General features: G+C 56.9%; 18 protein-coding genes. 13 read left to right on the forward strand and 5 right to left on the reverse strand.

The window, feature by feature from the left end; translation table 11 throughout:
- Positions 1-335 precede the first annotated feature (335 nt).
- From T18_RS19130 to T18_RS19160, 7 genes are read left to right on the forward strand one after another with little or no spacing between them, the layout of a single operon-like run.
- Positions 336-770 carry an acetyl-CoA carboxylase biotin carboxyl carrier protein gene (locus T18_RS19130; RefSeq protein WP_038494488.1) on the forward strand — a complete coding sequence of 145 codons (435 nt, stop codon included), beginning with the start codon at positions 336-338 and terminating at the stop codon, positions 768-770.
- Entirely contained in the window at positions 770-2,158 is a 1,389-nt protein-coding gene (gene accC, locus T18_RS19135; RefSeq protein WP_046205623.1) for an acetyl-CoA carboxylase biotin carboxylase subunit, read from the forward strand. Before T18_RS19130 ends, accC begins: the two co-directional genes overlap by 1 nt.
- On the forward strand, positions 2,155-2,583 hold the full coding sequence (locus tag T18_RS19140) for a hypothetical protein (RefSeq protein ID WP_038494491.1): 429 nt from the start codon (positions 2,155-2,157) through the stop codon (positions 2,581-2,583). The genes accC and T18_RS19140 overlap by 4 nt, the downstream gene beginning before the upstream one ends.
- Positions 2,580-3,287, forward strand: a complete 708-nt coding sequence (pxpB, locus tag T18_RS19145) for a 5-oxoprolinase subunit PxpB (RefSeq protein ID WP_038494494.1) — start codon at positions 2,580-2,582, stop codon at positions 3,285-3,287. The genes T18_RS19140 and pxpB overlap by 4 nt, the downstream gene beginning before the upstream one ends.
- Positions 3,284-4,279 (forward strand): biotin-dependent carboxyltransferase family protein, encoded by a 996-nt coding sequence (locus tag T18_RS19150; RefSeq protein WP_038494497.1) that lies wholly within the window; start codon positions 3,284-3,286, stop codon positions 4,277-4,279. Before pxpB ends, T18_RS19150 begins: the two co-directional genes overlap by 4 nt.
- Positions 4,280-4,309: 30 nt before the next feature.
- Positions 4,310-5,077 (forward strand): 5-oxoprolinase subunit PxpA, encoded by a 768-nt coding sequence (locus T18_RS19155; RefSeq protein WP_038494500.1) that lies wholly within the window; start codon positions 4,310-4,312, stop codon positions 5,075-5,077.
- Between the two features lie 49 nt (positions 5,078-5,126).
- Positions 5,127-6,332: a pyridoxal phosphate-dependent aminotransferase gene (locus T18_RS19160; RefSeq protein WP_075807790.1), complete on the forward strand. Its 1,206-nt coding sequence runs from the start codon at positions 5,127-5,129 to the stop codon at positions 6,330-6,332.
- A gap of 45 nt (positions 6,333-6,377) precedes the next feature.
- Here T18_RS19160 and nac read toward each other — a convergent pair whose 3' ends face one another.
- Positions 6,378-7,283 carry a nitrogen assimilation transcriptional regulator NAC gene (nac, locus tag T18_RS19165; protein WP_003518016.1) on the reverse strand — a complete coding sequence of 302 codons (906 nt, stop codon included), beginning with the start codon at positions 7,281-7,283 and terminating at the stop codon, positions 6,378-6,380.
- 210 nt (positions 7,284-7,493) lie between these two features.
- Between nac and T18_RS19170 the strand changes: the two genes are divergently transcribed.
- From T18_RS19170 to T18_RS19195, 6 genes are all read left to right on the forward strand, one after another.
- Positions 7,494-8,273 carry an SDR family oxidoreductase gene (locus T18_RS19170; RefSeq protein WP_038495850.1) on the forward strand — a complete coding sequence of 260 codons (780 nt, stop codon included), beginning with the start codon at positions 7,494-7,496 and terminating at the stop codon, positions 8,271-8,273.
- A complete protein-coding gene (locus T18_RS19175; RefSeq protein ID WP_003518018.1) occupies positions 8,270-8,977 on the forward strand; it encodes an amino acid ABC transporter permease in 708 nt (235 codons plus the stop codon). Before T18_RS19170 ends, T18_RS19175 begins: the two co-directional genes overlap by 4 nt.
- A complete protein-coding gene (locus tag T18_RS19180; RefSeq protein ID WP_038494505.1) occupies positions 8,974-9,732 on the forward strand; it encodes an amino acid ABC transporter permease in 759 nt (252 codons plus the stop codon). The genes T18_RS19175 and T18_RS19180 overlap by 4 nt, the downstream gene beginning before the upstream one ends.
- On the forward strand, positions 9,729-10,490 hold the full coding sequence (locus T18_RS19185) for an amino acid ABC transporter ATP-binding protein (RefSeq protein WP_003518020.1): 762 nt from the start codon (positions 9,729-9,731) through the stop codon (positions 10,488-10,490). The genes T18_RS19180 and T18_RS19185 overlap by 4 nt, the downstream gene beginning before the upstream one ends.
- A 30-nt stretch (positions 10,491-10,520) precedes the next feature.
- Positions 10,521-11,357: an ABC transporter substrate-binding protein gene (locus T18_RS19190; RefSeq protein ID WP_038494508.1), complete on the forward strand. Its 837-nt coding sequence runs from the start codon at positions 10,521-10,523 to the stop codon at positions 11,355-11,357.
- Positions 11,358-11,458: 101 nt separating this feature from the next.
- Positions 11,459-12,133, forward strand: a complete 675-nt coding sequence (locus T18_RS19195; protein WP_003518022.1) for a 4-carboxy-4-hydroxy-2-oxoadipate aldolase/oxaloacetate decarboxylase — start codon at positions 11,459-11,461, stop codon at positions 12,131-12,133.
- 211 nt (positions 12,134-12,344) lie between these two features.
- On the opposite strand, the gene speB is transcribed toward T18_RS19195, so the two are convergent.
- Genes speB through T18_RS19215 form a run of 4 tightly spaced genes read right to left on the reverse strand, consistent with a single transcriptional unit; the run spans position 12,345 to position 15,399 of the window.
- Entirely contained in the window at positions 12,345-13,298 is a 954-nt protein-coding gene (gene speB, locus T18_RS19200; protein WP_013761977.1) for an agmatinase, read from the reverse strand.
- A 19-nt stretch (positions 13,299-13,317) separates the two neighbouring features.
- Positions 13,318-14,100: an amino acid ABC transporter ATP-binding protein gene (locus T18_RS19205; RefSeq protein ID WP_003518027.1), complete on the reverse strand. Its 783-nt coding sequence runs from the start codon at positions 14,098-14,100 to the stop codon at positions 13,318-13,320.
- Position 14,101: 1 nt separating this feature from the next.
- Entirely contained in the window at positions 14,102-14,752 is a 651-nt protein-coding gene (locus T18_RS19210; RefSeq protein WP_038494511.1) for an amino acid ABC transporter permease, read from the reverse strand.
- Complete coding sequence (locus T18_RS19215) at positions 14,749-15,399, reverse strand: amino acid ABC transporter permease (protein ID WP_003518032.1); 651 nt, start codon at positions 15,397-15,399, stop codon at positions 14,749-14,751. The genes T18_RS19210 and T18_RS19215 overlap by 4 nt, the downstream gene beginning before the upstream one ends.
- Positions 15,400-15,416 lie beyond the last annotated feature (17 nt).

Raw genomic sequence — 15,416 nt, forward strand, 5'->3', positions numbered from 1 at the left:
GGTTCAAATCCTGCCCCCGCAACCAATATCTTCAAGACTATCAACAACAAAGCCCTCCCATCCCGGAGGGCACCTTGCGTTTAGGGCCTTGGATACCGCAAATGAATTGCTGGCGGTATAGCCACGTGGGGCTCTGGTAGCGTGCAGCGGTCGATCCATTACGCACACTCGAGCTTCGCGAACTCAACGGGCTCACGGCCCCTATTCATTGAACACCTCCATCAAAAGTTCTTCTGACCCCATCAAACAGCCTATCGTGCTAGGTCTAAGGCAGCCGAAAGTGACCCCGATCGTGCGGGATTACCGGGTGGCTTTGGACAATGCCGAGTACGCTTATGGACCTGCCGAAGATAAAGACGCTGATTGATTTTGTCGGACGAACGAACGTCACCGAACTCATGGTGACAGAGAAAAGCGTAACTGTGCGGATATTCAAAACCGCACCTCGAACAGTGACTGGCAGCAATGTCCCGGTCAAAGCAGGGGATGACGCGCTGATCGATCGGTCGGAGTCGATCCTTCCCGCCACCACATCGGCCACCTCCATTCATGCCCCGATTTTTGGCGTTTTGCATCGCGCTTCCGCGCCTGGACAACCTTCATTTGTCGAGGCTGGAGATGTGGTCGAGGAGGGGCAGGCCCTCTTCATCATCGAAGCCATGAAAGTCTTCAATAAAATTGTTGCGCCACGCGCTGGCCGGATCACCTATCTGACGGAGGTTGATGGTGGCGAGGTTGAGGCCAATGATTTGCTGGCGGAGATCGCGTAGTGACGGAAGGTCTCAACACCACATCGGATTTGCCGGGTTTCGACACGGTCCTGATTGCCAACCGGGGTGAAATTGCTGCACGCATTCAGCGCGCCTGCCGCGAATTGGGCTTGAAGACCGTAGCCATCTGCTCTGAGGCGGACAGGCAGGCTCCATATGGCCAAACGGCTGACACCTTCCTTTGTGTTGGACCGGCGAATGCTGCCAAGAGCTATCTCAATCAGAATGCCATCTTAATCGCTGCCCGTCTGACGGGTGCGGGTGCGATCCATCCCGGTTATGGATTTCTGTCCGAAAATGCCGCCTTTTCTCAGGCTGCCGAAGATGCCGGTCTCGTATTCATCGGTCCGGACGCAAGGTCGATCTCCACGATGGGCGACAAGATCGCTGCCAAACGGGCAATGATTGCGGCCGGTGTGCCATGTGTACCGGGACCGGATACAGCGCTTCCCGAGGATGCCGCAACGGTTGAGCGTATCGCGAATGAGATCGGCTATCCAATCATCATCAAGGCTGCGGGCGGTGGTGGCGGGCGTGGCATGCGGGTGGTGCAGGAATCTGCCTTGCTTCACGAAGCCATTACCTTGACAAGGGAGGAGGCGAGGCAGGCTTTTGGCTCTGCTGTCCTCTACATGGAGAAGTTTCTCCAGCATCCCCGTCATATCGAGATACAGGTCTTGTGCGACACGCACGGCAATGCCGTCTGGCTTGGTCACCGCGACTGTTCGATGCAACGTCGTCATCAAAAAGTGGTCGAAGAAGCGCCAGCGCCTGGAATTTCGGTCGATGTGATCCAGCCGGTTGGTATGGCTTGCGTCGAGGCTTGCCGACAGATCGGCTATCGCGGGGTGGGAACTTTCGAATTCCTGTTTGAAGACGGCAAGTTCTATTTCATCGAGATGAATACGCGCTTGCAGGTCGAACATCCCGTCACGGAAATGACGAGCGGCATCGACATCGTTCAGGCCCAGATCAAGGCGGCGCAGGGTAAGCCTCTGGACTTGCGGCAGGCAGATGTTGTCTGCGACGGACATTCTTTCGAATGTCGTATCAATGCCGAAGATCCCGATAAGTTTCTCCCCTCGGCGGGTGTCGTGACCGATCTTGTGCTGCCGGAAGGAGAGGGGATTCGCGTCGATACCCATATCCATGTCGGCTACCGGGTGTCACCCTATTATGATTCCTTGATCGCCAAGTTGATCGTACATGCGCCGACCCGTGCTGAAGCCATGGTTAGGATGCGCCAAGCGCTTGCGGGTACACGGGTGGAGGGTATTTCGACCAATCTTCCGCTCCTGCGCGCCCTGTTTGGGGACGAGGCTTTTGCGCAGGGCGAAACAGACATTCACTATCTTGAACACTGGCTAAAAGAACGGAGCGCGGCATGAGCAGGCCCGACTTTAGCGACCCCGTCTTACTCACAGCTTTGACCGATATGCTGACGGATGCAGGCGTGGACGGCGTGGAAATCACGACGCCTGAGGGTCAGGTACGCATTATTGTTTCTGCCTCGGCAAGATCTGCAATTTCCGTCGCTGGCGCTGTTTGCTCACCAAAGGCCGCTGTTTCGAAAGTGGTGGTAAAAGCGCCGATTGCCGGTCTCTTCTGCTCTTCTAAGCCTGCTCTGCCTGCAAAAACGCAAAATCTTCCGCGTTTGGTTGCTGCAGATGACGTGATTGGATTTATCCGGATCGACCACATTCTCATCCCTGTTGTCGCGGGCCGTAACGGTTCGCTCGTCAATCAGCTTGCCGTGCAGGATGCTCTGGTTGGTTTTGGTGATCCGCTGTTCGAAATCGAGCTTCAATCATGATTGCGACATCGAACACTCTCGCAACTCGTCACGAAATCCAGCCCGTCATAAAAGGCCAGGCGCGCGTTTCGTTCATAGGCTCCCGGTCATTCTTGCTCGAAGCATCCGGCGAATTTGATCTGCCAGCACAACGCTGGATCTGGGCGCTTTCGCAAACGGTAAAAGTCTGGGCAGGTGTTGCGGAAGTCATTCCCGGCATGACGAACCTTCTGGCGATTTTTAAGGAAACGCCTGAAGATCCAGAGTTCGTCGTGTCCCAGTTGCTCGATGCCTGGGATAAAGCCGCCAGTCTGGATATTGTCGGGAAGACAGTTGAAATACCGGTACATTATGGGGGCGAATACGCTGCCGACCTTCCAGCCATCTGTGATTTTTCAGGGCTGAGCGACCGCGAAGTCGTGCGGATTCACCATGAGGCGACCTACCGCGTCTTCGCGGTTGGGAGCGCGCCGGGCTTTGGCTATCTGCATGGTCTCGATGCGCGCATCTATATGCCCCGAAAAACCGTGCCATCGATCAAGATGGAAAAGGGTTGCGTGACGATCGGTGGAATGCAGACGGGTGTGGCGATGTTGACCGGACCGAATGGGTGGAATTCCATCGGTTACGCCGATTTGCAGATGTTCGATCCCGCCTCTTCTGCGCCAGCTCTTTTGGCACCCGGAGATACGGTTCGTTTCATACCTACAGGGATCGAGCTATGATCGAGATTATCGAAACCGGCCCCTTCAACACCGTGCAAGACCTCGGTCGCCCCGGTTACCGTGACATCGGGGTTTCTGCTGGCGGTGCCATGGATCCTCTGTCGCTCAAGATCGGCAATATTCTGACTGGTAATGCCGCAGATGCTGCTGTCATCGAGGTCCAGACTTTTCCATTCAAATTGCGTTTTACGAAAACAGCAACATTTGCCGTTACCGGGACGGATGGGCGCCCGTTGCTTGACGGGAAAGAGCTGCTTTCCTGGTGCGCTCATATCGGCAAGGAAGGTCAGATACTGGAACTGAGGCAGCCGCCGAAACTCGCCCGCGCCTATGTCGCGGTTACGGGCGGGGTGGACGTTCCGGTTTTGATGGGATCTCGAAGCACGGCACTGCGCGGCAGTTTCGGCGGTCACGATGGGCGACCGCTTGCAAAAGGTGACAGGCTGGAAATAGGGGCTTCCGCCGATCTGTTACCACTGCCATCAAACGGGCTTGGTGTAGTTGAGCCTTCCGTGGCTTTAAGCGATATTTTCCCGCCTGTAGTAGACGGCGTTTTGCCGATACGTGCTATTCCGGCCGGTGAACAAAAGCTGTTTGGCAATGATGGCGAGGAATTCTGGAGCCAGATCTGGCGCATATCCTCCCGCAGCGACCGGACCGGTTACCGGCTGTCGGGTGATCCTATAAAACCGACCGAAACCATCGAAATGCGTTCCCACGGTGTGATGCCGGGCGTTGTACAGGTGCCGCCAGGTGGCGAGCCGATCATCCAGATGAGCGATGCAAATACGGCGGGCGGTTATCCAAAGATTGCCGGCGTGATCGACGCCGACCTGTGGCGGTTAGGACAGGCACGCCCGGGTGGGAAGATCAAATTCGTGAAGTCCAATCACGAGGAAGCGCGTGTGGCCGAGCGGGCAGTTGCGAAATACGTCGATGATGTTCGCCAGACCTCACAAATGGTCAAGCGAGCGCTGAATGCGATGGGTTGACGGACAACCAGGGAGCAAAGGGAGGAAACGATGAAGATCGATCTGAACTCCGACATGGGCGAAGGCTTCGGTCCTTATCGGCTCTGTGACGACGAAGCGATGATGAAGATCGTATCGTCGGCTAATATTGCCTGTGGTTTTCATGGCGGCGAGCCAGATACCATGGCGCGAATGGTTCGCCTTGCGAAAGAAAATGGCGTCGGCATCGGCGCACATCCGGGATTGCCTGATAGGGCAGGCTTCGGCCGACGCGAAATGCCCTTTCAGCCGGATGAGTTGAGACAGCAGATGCTCTATCAGCTCGGGGCCTTGATCGCGATTGCCAAAGGCGAAGGCGTCGAAGTCGGGCACTTCAGTTTTCATGCGGCCATGGGCAATATGGTCAATCGCGACCCGGCGCTTGCCGATATGATGATGAATGCCATTTCTGCCGTTGATCCGAAGCTTGTGGTGTTCGTAACGCCGGACAGCGAAATCGAGAGAGCGGCAAAACGCGCTGGATTGAAGACCCTGGCATTGTTTTTGGCCGATCGCGCCTATGACGCCAAGGGAAGCCTTGTCGCGCGGGGTCTTCCCGGCGCGCTGGTCAAGGATGAACCATCGGTGCGCGCCCGTGTCCGCCGGTTCCTGACCAATGGCACGGTCGAAGCCATCGATGGCACGATCATCACAATGCCGGCTCGCTCCATCCTCGTCCACAGCGATACGCCCGGTTCACTGGAGCTGGCGCGTATCGTGCGTAGTGAAATCAGCGCCTCCGGCGCAACGCTCGCGCCTGCCGCAGAACTCGCGTCTTAATGGGCCTCTGGTTGGCCTGTTCTCTAAATCTTACTGAAAGACCATGCAGATGCCCTCTACATCAGACCGCCTGAAAAACGTTTCCATCTCCGCTTCCGCCGCCATGACCCAACGCGCCAGAGAGCTGGCCGCGCAGGGTGTCAAGGTGGTCAGCCTCTCCTCAGGTGAACCGGACTTCCCGACGCCTGCTCACGCAATCGAGGCCGCGCACGAAGCAGCCCTTGGCGGGCAGACGAAATATCCACCGATGGATGGCACGCCTGCGCTGAAAGCCGCGATCGTCAGAAAGTTCAAGCGGGACAATAATCTGACCTACGATGCCAGCCAGATCATCGTTTCCGCAGGCGGCAAACAGGTAATTTTCAACGCCATGCTTGCAACCTGCAATCCGGGCGACGAGGTCGTTATTCCCACCCCGTCATGGGTCAGCTATGCGGATATCGTCAAATTCGCAGGGGGTGTTCCGGTCGCTGTGCCGTGCGTCGAACAAACCGGTTTCAAACTGCGTGCCGAAGATTTGGAAGCTGCGATTACGCCACGTACCAAGTGGCTCATTCTCAATTTTCCCAACAACCCCACCGGCGCCGCCTCCTCCCGTGCGGAGATGAAAGCAATCGCAGAGGTTATGCTGCGTCATCCCCATGTCTGGATCCTGACTGACGATATTTACGAGCATCTTGTCTATGATGGCTTCGAATTCGGCACAATTGCCGATGTGGAGCCGCGGCTTTATGACCGCGTTCTGACAATGAACGGCGTGTCGAAGGCTTACGCCATGACGGGATGGCGTCTGGGCTATTGCGCCAGCGGCTCGAAGGAACTTATCGCCGCAATAAGCAATGTAAACGGTCAGAACGGCGGCGGCATTGCCACTGTTTCGCAGGCGGCAGCGATTGCAGCGCTGGACGGTCCCCAGGATCTTCTTAAAGAACGCGCCGCTATCTATCGCGACCGTCGCGATTTTGTTCTGAGCAAACTCGGCGAGATTGACGGTTTGCGCTGCCATAAGCCGGAAGGCGCTTTTTACCTCTATCCCAATATATCTGGGCTTATCGGCAAGACCACCAAGGGCGGACGCAAAATCGAAGGCGATGTGGATTTTGTGATGGCGCTGGTGGATGAGCATCACGTGGCAACGGTACAGGGCGCCGCCTATGGTATGAGCCCATACTTCCGGATCTCCTATGCAACGAGCATGGAGATGCTGAGCGAAGGCTGCGCCCGCATTGCGCAGTTCTGCCAGGATATGCGTTGATCCTGAAAACGATCCTTTGGCTCGGCTGCCGGGCCAAAGGATACTCTAAAGTTTCAATTTTTCCGTCAGTTCCACCAGGATATCCTTGACGGCAAAAGCCGGCTCAGACAGCGAATTCTGGTCGGACATGCAGAGCGACAGTGTTTCTTCGATCCGTGGCGACAGCAGCCGGCAAATAAGTGGTTCGCTCGTTTCCGAGACGATCCGGTTGGCTATCGCTTTTGGCATGATGGTTGCGCCGAGACCACTGGCAACGGCGCGGGCAAGCGTCCTGACGATTTCCACTTCCGCGACGACCTTCAGATTGATCCGGCTGCGGGTAAATGCCGTGTCTACAGCGCGCCGGACAAAATTATACGCGGGTGGCATCAGCATGGGCATGCCATCAAGCGCGGCGATCGGCACCGGTTTTGAATCCGCTTCGATTGCGAAATCGCGATGTGCGACAAGATAAAATTCTTCGCTGAGCATGGGCTCGAATTTTACGCCCTTGATTGGTCCGACCCCATGGATCAAAGCCAGTTCCAGACGTCCATTCATGATCATCTGGCTATAGGTTTGTCCCACACTTTCCGTCAGGTGGATCAATATCCCCGGATGTCGCTTCCGCGTTTCCGCCAACAGCTCCACGGAAAGCGTTGCAGCGCTGCTGAATGGGACCAGACCGACCGAGACGCGTCCCGCAATTGAGTTACCCGCCGCCGATACGTCGACCTGCGCCTGTTCCATCTGGCGCAATATGATCTGTGCATGGCGGTAAACGGCATGTCCCGCATCCGTCATCGTCACGCCCTGCTGGCTGCGGATGAGCAATTTCTGGCCGAAATGATCTTCGAGCGCGGCTAGTTGCTGGCTGAGTGCCGGTTGCGCCAGATGCAGAATATCTGCGGCGCGCGTGATGCTGCCACTGTCTACGATGACGATGAATGATTTGAGACGTCTTATATCCATGCTTGGCGCAGCTTACAGGCTCGCACGCGTTTTGCAATCTGGGCGCCAGAGCGGAAAGCTCCTGCCTGGAACAAGAACATCCTGGAATCCCGTCTCTAATTGCCTGTTTGCGGGTCTCCATAAAACTTACTTATTACTCCAAAAATAATCGGTCTTAGGCAAGCAGGGAAAGCTTCGCTAGTGTTGATGGTAACAAAAAAGGGGATCAGAATGCCATTCTCCGATTACAAGACCGCTTTGGTCACCGGTGCTTCATCCGGTATCGGTGCCGCTGTCGTCGAGCGGTTTTGCCGCGAAAACATTGAAGTCCACGCGGTTGCCCGCAGCGCCGGCGCCCTGAATGAACTTGCCGAACGCACCGGCTGCATACCGCACGCGATCGACGTTACCGATCGCGCTGCAATTGCCGATCTTGCAGATAAGGTGCAGTTCGACATCCTCGTGAACAATGCCGGCGTCGACAGGCCGAAGAAGTTCCTTCAGGCTGATGCGGAGGATATCGACCTTTTGATCGATGTGAATCTCCGTGCCGTTCTCCACATCTGCCGGCTGATTGTTCCGGGCATGGTGGAGCGTGATCGCGGGCATGTCGTCAATATCTCGTCCATCGCCGGAAACTATAATTTCGGTGGCAACTCGACCTATCATGCCGTTAAAGCTGGTGTCGCCATGCTTTCGAACCAGTTGAGGCTGGATGCATTCGGCAGACGCGTCCGCGTAACGGAGATTTGCCCCGGCCGCGTGGCGACGGATATCTTCACTCACGTTCACGGCAACGATCCGAGCGTGCGCGAGCGCTTCATCGATGGTTTCGAGTTGCCGAAAGCGGAAGATATTGCCGACGCGATAGCCTTTGCCGTTGCCGCGCCAGTTTCCATGAATATCGGCCATATGGAAATTACCCCGACATTGCAGGTTATGGGCGGACTTCAGACGGCCAAACCGCAGACTGTGGCGCAAGCTGACGCAGCGAAGGAACAAAAGCCGTGAGCGGTTTCGACCTGTCGGCAATCCTGAGCGACCCGCAGTATATTGCAATGCTCTGGCACGGATTGCAGATGACCTTCGTCATCTTTATCGGGTCCTGGTCTCTCGCGATGACGCTTGCGCTGGTCCTGTTATGCGTGCGGTTTTCATCGTCGCGTTTTGCTGATCGCGCCGTGGCGGCCTATGTTTCCTACCACCGCAATGTGCCCACACTCGTGCAATTGATGCTGTGGTACTTCGGGATATTCACGCTCCTGCCTTCAGGTTTGACGGACTGGCTGATCGGTCACAATGCCGAAGCGATCTTTGCCGTGGTGGGTCTTGGTCTCTGTCAGGCAGCCTATTTCAGTGAGGATCTGCGTTCAGGCCTGCGCTCCGTCAGCCCGGGACAGATGGAAGCGGCCAAGGCATTGGGCCACGGTTATCTCTCCGCGATGCGCTTCATCATCATGCCGCAAGGCGTGCGCAATGCCCTGCCGCCGCTCATCAATCACAGTGTCTCCCTGTTCAAGAACAGCAGCCTCGCCCTCATTATCGGCGCTTCCGAATTGACCCATGCCATCAAGGAAATTGAAAATCTCAGCTTCCAGACCTTCGAGATCTATCTTGTCGGAACTGTTCTGTACCTCTTCTTCTCGCTGTTGATCATGGGTGCCGGTGCGTATCTTTCGATGCGCCTTGATCCGGCGTGGAGGGCACGCGGATGATCGGCGATATGATTACCATCGTTCATGACAACTGGTTGCTGCTGCTGATCGGGCAATATCCAAACGGCCCGCTTGGAGGGCTTGCGAACACGATCATCCTGTCTGCCCTTGCCATCGCACTAGCCTTTCCTGTCAGCATCCTTATGGCGATGGCGCGCCTGTCCAAGTGGCGGCTCCTGCGGTGGCCGGTAACGGGGCTGGTCTATGTCACGCGCGGCGTGCCTTTGCTCATGCTCATCCTTTGGAGTTATTTCCTCGTTCCGCTCTGGACCGGCGCAGACGTGCCGAGCTTCGTCATCATGTTGACGACGCTTGTCATCTATCAGGGCGCATTTCTCAGCGAAGTCGTAAGAGCGGGTATTGTCGCTCTTGGTGCGGGGCAGATGGATGCGGCGAGAGCGCTTGGCCACAGCTATCTCGGTGCAATGCGCTTCATCATCTTGCCGCAGGCGCTTTACAACATGATCCCCAGCATGATCTCGACATTCGTCGCCACGATCAAGGATACGACGCTCGGTTACGTCATCAACGTACCCGACCTCACCTTTGCGGCAAGTCAGGTCAATAATCAGCTTCTGACCCAACCATTCCAGGTCTTCCTCATCCTCGCGGTTGTCTACTACGCCATTTGCTGGAGCTTGACGTATCTCGCAAATGCCGTCGAGCGGCGTATCGCCAAACGCCGTGCCGGTGTGGTCGGTCGCCGGCAACACGCATTGCAGGCGCAGGCGAAAATCATAACGGAGCAGCCATGACAAACACGGCATCATCAACACAGCAGACCATTCGCATTTCCAATGTCTGCAAGAGTTATGGCGACTACGAGGTTTTGAAGAATGTCGACGCCGAAGTTGCGCGGGGCGAGGTTATCGTCATTTGCGGCCCTTCCGGCTCCGGCAAATCCACATTGATCCGTACCGTCAATCGTCTCGAAGAGATCAACAGCGGATCCATCACGCTCGATGGGCAGGATATTCACGCGGCAACCAAGACAAAGGAACTCAATCTTCTGCGCAGCAGAGTTGGTTTTGTGTTCCAGAATTTCAATCTCTTCCCGCACCTGTCCGTTGTCGAAAATGTCACGATTTCCCCGATCCGGGTGAAAGGCGTCGCACCTGATGTTGCCCGCCAGAAAGCTTTGAAGCTTCTGGATCGGGTAGGCCTATCCGACAAGGCCGGCGCCTATCCGGGGCAATTGTCCGGCGGTCAGCAGCAGCGCGTGGCAATTGCGCGTGCGCTGGCCATGGAGCCGCCCGTCATGTTGTTCGATGAACCGACAAGCGCTCTCGACCCGGAAATGGTTGGAGAGGTGCTGGCCGTCATGAAGGGGCTCGCGGCAGAGGGCATGACCATGCTTTGCGTGACCCACGAAATGGGCTTTGCCCGTGAAGTTGCCGACCGCATCTGGTTCATCGACGCCGGCGAAATTCTCGAAAAAGCGACGCCGGAAGAGTTTTTTACAGCACCACGCCATCCGCGCGCGCAGCGGTTCCTTTCCGATCTGCGCCACTGATACCAATCAATCATAAGAGGAGAACTGACCATGAACTGGAAATGCCTGACACTTACCGTTGCACTGGCTGGAACCGCTCTCGCGTCACCAGCGGCGGCTGATCAACTCGATACGATCATGGCGAACAAGGTGCTTCGTTGCGCAACCTTTGCTGATGTCGTGCCATTCGCGGCACCCGATCCGAAGACCCGTGAAATGGCCGGTTTTGACGTTGATCTTTGCAACGCGATCGCCAAGGAACTGGTCGTTAAGGCCGAAGTCAAACCGGTGTCGGTGGAAGCTCGTGTGCCGGAAGTCAAGCTTGGCCGCGTCGATATCACTGTCGCCAATCTCGCCTACACACAAAGCCGCGCCGAACAGATTCAGTTCAGCGATCCCTATTATCTCGCCAAGGAAATGCTGATCGTGCCGGTTGATGATGCCGGCAAGAAGAAGTCGGATTACGAAGGCCAGCGTGTCGCCTCCACCAAGGGCTCGACCTCTGAAATGTCTATCAAGCTCAACAAGTCCGAGCCGCTGACCTTCCAGGATACTGCCTCTGCCTATCTTGCCGTTCAGCAGGGCAAGGCGCGGGGTATGGTGGCCAACACCATGACCACCACCAAGTTCGTCAATGACTCGAAGACTAAGGGCAAACCGATGCGCATGATCGAGGAGCCGATGCTCTATCAGCCGATCGGTGTCGGCATGGCAAAGGACAATCCTGCCCTGACAGCGAAAATCAATGAAGTGCTGCGCACACTCGACGCCTCCGGCGAGATAAACAAAATCTGGGACAAGTGGCTTGGCCCGAATACCGAATACAAAATGACCCGTACGGACAAGGTCGTCCCGCTCTCCGAGCTGAAATTCGACCCGATCCCCTGATCCCGCCTGGCTTCAAGCCAAGGCAACGATTGACACATGACAATTAAACTCAATGCGAGTGGCGGGACGTTCCCGCCGCCAGCCTTACCGTGGGAGGTTTTATGATCCACATTAAAGATATAGCAGAACGGCCAAGCAAGGCAGACATCGAAGCCCTTTCGAAGTTTTCGCCGGCAACCATCCACGAGGCACAGGGTCGCAGGGGCGCACTTTCCTCCCGCATCAAGCCTGTCGACTACCGCATGAAACTGTGTGGTCCCGCCTTTACCGTCAAATGCGCGCCGCGTGACAACATCATGTTGCAGCTGGCCATTAATTACGCCAAGCCCGGCGACATCATCGTGGTTTCAGCTGGTGAGTACGAAGAGGCTGGTTCCTTTGGCGACGTGCTGGCAAATGCCTGCCTTGCAAAGGGGATCGGTGGTCTGGTGACGGATACTGGTGTGCGTGACACCTTGCAGCTTCGAGACCTTGGCTTCCCTGTGTTCTCGTTCAGCGTCTGCATCAAGGGTACCGTCAAGGAAACGATTGCCGCAGTAAACGATACGATCATCATTGGCGATGAGATCGTCAATCCCGGCGACATCATTGTTGGCGATGCGGACGGTTTGGTGGTTGTGCGTCGTGCTGACGCTCAGGAATCGGCACGTCTTTCGCAAATTCGCGAAGATGCTGAAGCGGGCTTCATTGAAGCTTACAAGCAGGGCAAATCCGTTATCGAGGTTAGCAATCTGGAGCCCGTCCTGAAGGCAAAGGGGCTTGTCGTCGATATCTGATTTTTGTGTGGTACAGCGAGGCGCGTTTGGCGTTTTTGGACTTTTAAAACCGTCGCAACCATAGCTACAATCAATGCAAACAAAAGCCCTCCCCCCGCGGAGGGCTTTTGGCTTCACGGCTGACGAGACCATCGAACTCCAGGAAGCCCCAAGGGCGGCCCTTCTTGCGCGCTGCGTGGCCAAGGATCCAGTATGGGCGGATCGCGGTTTTTTATGCGTTCCGAGCTATGAAGATACGTCCGATCGTGTTGAGCAGAATCTGCGCAGCCAGAATGGCGGTTGAGCCGGTGTGATCGTAATCAGGCGCGACCTCGACCAGATCAATGCCGACGATCTCGCCACGCTTTGCAAGACCTGCAATCAGTTCCAGTACCTCGTAATAGATGAAGCCGCCATGGCTCGGGGTCCCGGTTCCTGGCGCGATGGACGGGTCGAAGCCATCGATATCGATCGAAAGATAATAGCGCTTGCCCGCGGGGATGCGCTCCACTACGGCGTCCACGCCGAGTTTGCGGATCTGGCGCACGGAGAGAATATCCGAGCCCTGGGAGCGGGCATAGTCGTATCCTTCCTTTGCGGTGGAGGAGACGTTGCGGATACCGAGCTGGGTCATTCCGGTGACCCACGGTTTTTCCGAGGCGCGGCGCATGGGGCTGCCATGTCCGAAGCGGACGCCGTGACGCTCATCGACGAAATCCAGATGCGCGTCGATCTGCACCAGATGGATCGGCTCCTGATCGCTGAAGGCATTGATGCAGGGGATGTTGATGGAGTGGTCTCCGCCAAGCACCACAGGCAGTGCGCCGGCTTTAAGGATTTTGCGGACGCCGAACTCAATATTCGCGTGGCTGTTCACCGTATCGGTATGAACAATGTCGGCGTCGCCTATATCGACGATCTTCACGCCTTCCAGATATGTGACGTCGTCCTCGTGATCGTAGGCGCCCGCGTGGCCGAAGGAAAACAGGGTGGAGGCCTCACGGATGCTGCGCGGCCCGAAGCGGGCGCCGGGGCGCCATTGCGTCCCAAAATCGAACGGGGCACCGAGAACCGCAACATCCGCGTCGATCGCGTCCCAGTTTTCGACGTAGGGACTTTTGGCAAAGGTGGAAATACCGACGAATGGCAGGTTCAATCGTCCGCCGTCATAGCCGTGGGCAGTCATGGAGATGTCCTTTCAGATATCAAAGGGCGCGCTCGCGCCAGGTTTGCAGAAATTGGGAAAGGCGTTCGCTCTTCGGATTACTGAAAAGCGTCTGCGGCGCGCCTTCCTCAACGATCTTGCCATCATCCATGAAGACGACACGGTTGGCCGCATGCGCGGCAAAACCCATTTCGTGCGTGACGATGACCATGGTCATTCCTTCCGCCGCGAGCGTCTTCATGACGGAAAGCACTTCACCGACAAGTTCGGGATCGAGTGCGGAGGTCGGTTCGTCGAACAGCATGGCGCGGGGGTTCACCGCCAGTGCGCGGGCGATGGCGACGCGTTGCTTCTGCCCACCGGACAGGCCGTCGGGTCGGCGGTCAGCGAAAGCGGCAAGCCCGACTTTATCCAGCATGGCGCGGCCGCGCTTTATCGCTTCGGCTTGGGGAAGACCATGGACAAGCCTGAGCGCCAATGTCACGTTTTTGATGACGCTCATATGCGGCCACAGATGAAAGTGCTGAAAGACCATTCCAAGCGGGCGGCGCGTCTCTGCCAGTTCTTTCGGACCGGCGCGTTCGCGGCCAAGCGGGGTTTCACGCCAGCCGATCAGGCGGCCGAAGACATCGACATCACCCGCGTCATAGGGATCGAGAAATGCAAGCGAGCGCAGAAGCGTGCTCTTGCCCGATCCCGAAGGTCCGATGATGCACAGGACATCACCCATATGAATGTCGAGATCGATGCCTTTCAGAACGGTCTTGTCACCGAACCTTTTCTCCAGGCCGCGCGCGGAAATAACAACTGTTCGTTCGCTCATGTCAGGAGCCTTCGGTGGAAAGGCGGCGTTCGAGATAGAGGCCGAGCCGCGACAGGATTTCGACGATTGCCCAGTAGAGCAGGGCAATGGTGAGATAAGGGGTTACGACCGCGAAGGTGATCGAGCTGATCGTACCGGCGACCTTGGTCAGCTCGCTGAGCGTGATGACGGACAGAACGGCGGATTCCTTGACGAGATTAATGGCCTGGCCGACCGAAGCCGGCAGCGTCAGTGCCAGCGCCTGCGGCATCTGGATGTGGAGAAAGGTGTCGCCGGAGGTAATGCCCAGCATTCCCGCCGCTTCGATCTCGCCTCTTGGAACGGCATTGAAACCGGCGCGGAAAATCTCCGCAAAGGGGCCAGCGCCATAGAGGCCGAGACCGACGATGCCGGCGGCATAGGGGCTGAGGATCAACCCCAATTGCGGGCCGCCATAATAGAAAAGAAACAGGATCAGCGCGAGCGGCGCGCCGCGGGCAAACTCCACATAAAGCCTTACCGGCAGGAAGATGGCCATGTACCGCGACCGTAGCGCCGCAGCCAGCACGATACCGATGATGACGGCCAGTGCGATACCCGCAATGGAAACTGTCAGTGTTGTGAGCAAACCGGCCGCATAGAGAGGAATATCGTTCAGGAAGCCGGAAATCATCGCGTCGCTCCCTTTGTGAGGTGCCGTTCGACAAGGAGGCCTATTCCCGCAAGCAGCGCTCCAACAGCGACATAAAGCAGGAGAGCCGAGAGATAGGCGTCGAGTGGCCGGAAGGTGGTGGCCGCATATTGCTGGGCACGGCGCGTCAAGTCGGTGACGGCGATGACCGAAACGAGTGAGGAGTTCTTCACGAGAGCCTGTATCTCGCCGACAAGTGCCGGCAACATGGTTCTGAAGGCCTGAGGCACTTCAATGTGCAGGAATGTACGACCTGCGGAAAGGCCGAGCATGGCGGCGGCTTCCCGCTCTCCCTTTGGAATGGATTGCAGGCCTGCCCTGTATATCTCCGACTGGAAGGCGGCTGTGTTTAGCGCCAGCGCCAAAGTTGCGGCAGCAACCGGCGTCAGATCCAGCCCCAGAAGTGGCAGGACGTAGAAGACGATCAGCAGCTGGACTAGAATGGGCGTGCCTCGCCAGAAGGAGATGTAGAGACCGGATGCCAGGCGGGGCAGGCGGCCGCTGCGACCGCAGGCCGCGAGGAGAAGGGCCAGCGGCGCTCCTAGAAGAAGCGCCGAAAGGCTGACGGTCAGCGTGGTGAAGAGGCCGTCCAGAAGAACCGGCCAGATGGCAAAAGATATCTTGTCCATGACCGGTTCGACCTGCC

Source organism: Rhizobium sp. TBD182 (assembly GCF_001950375.1).
GTDB classification, from domain to species: Bacteria; Pseudomonadota; Alphaproteobacteria; order Rhizobiales; family Rhizobiaceae; genus Agrobacterium; species Agrobacterium tumefaciens.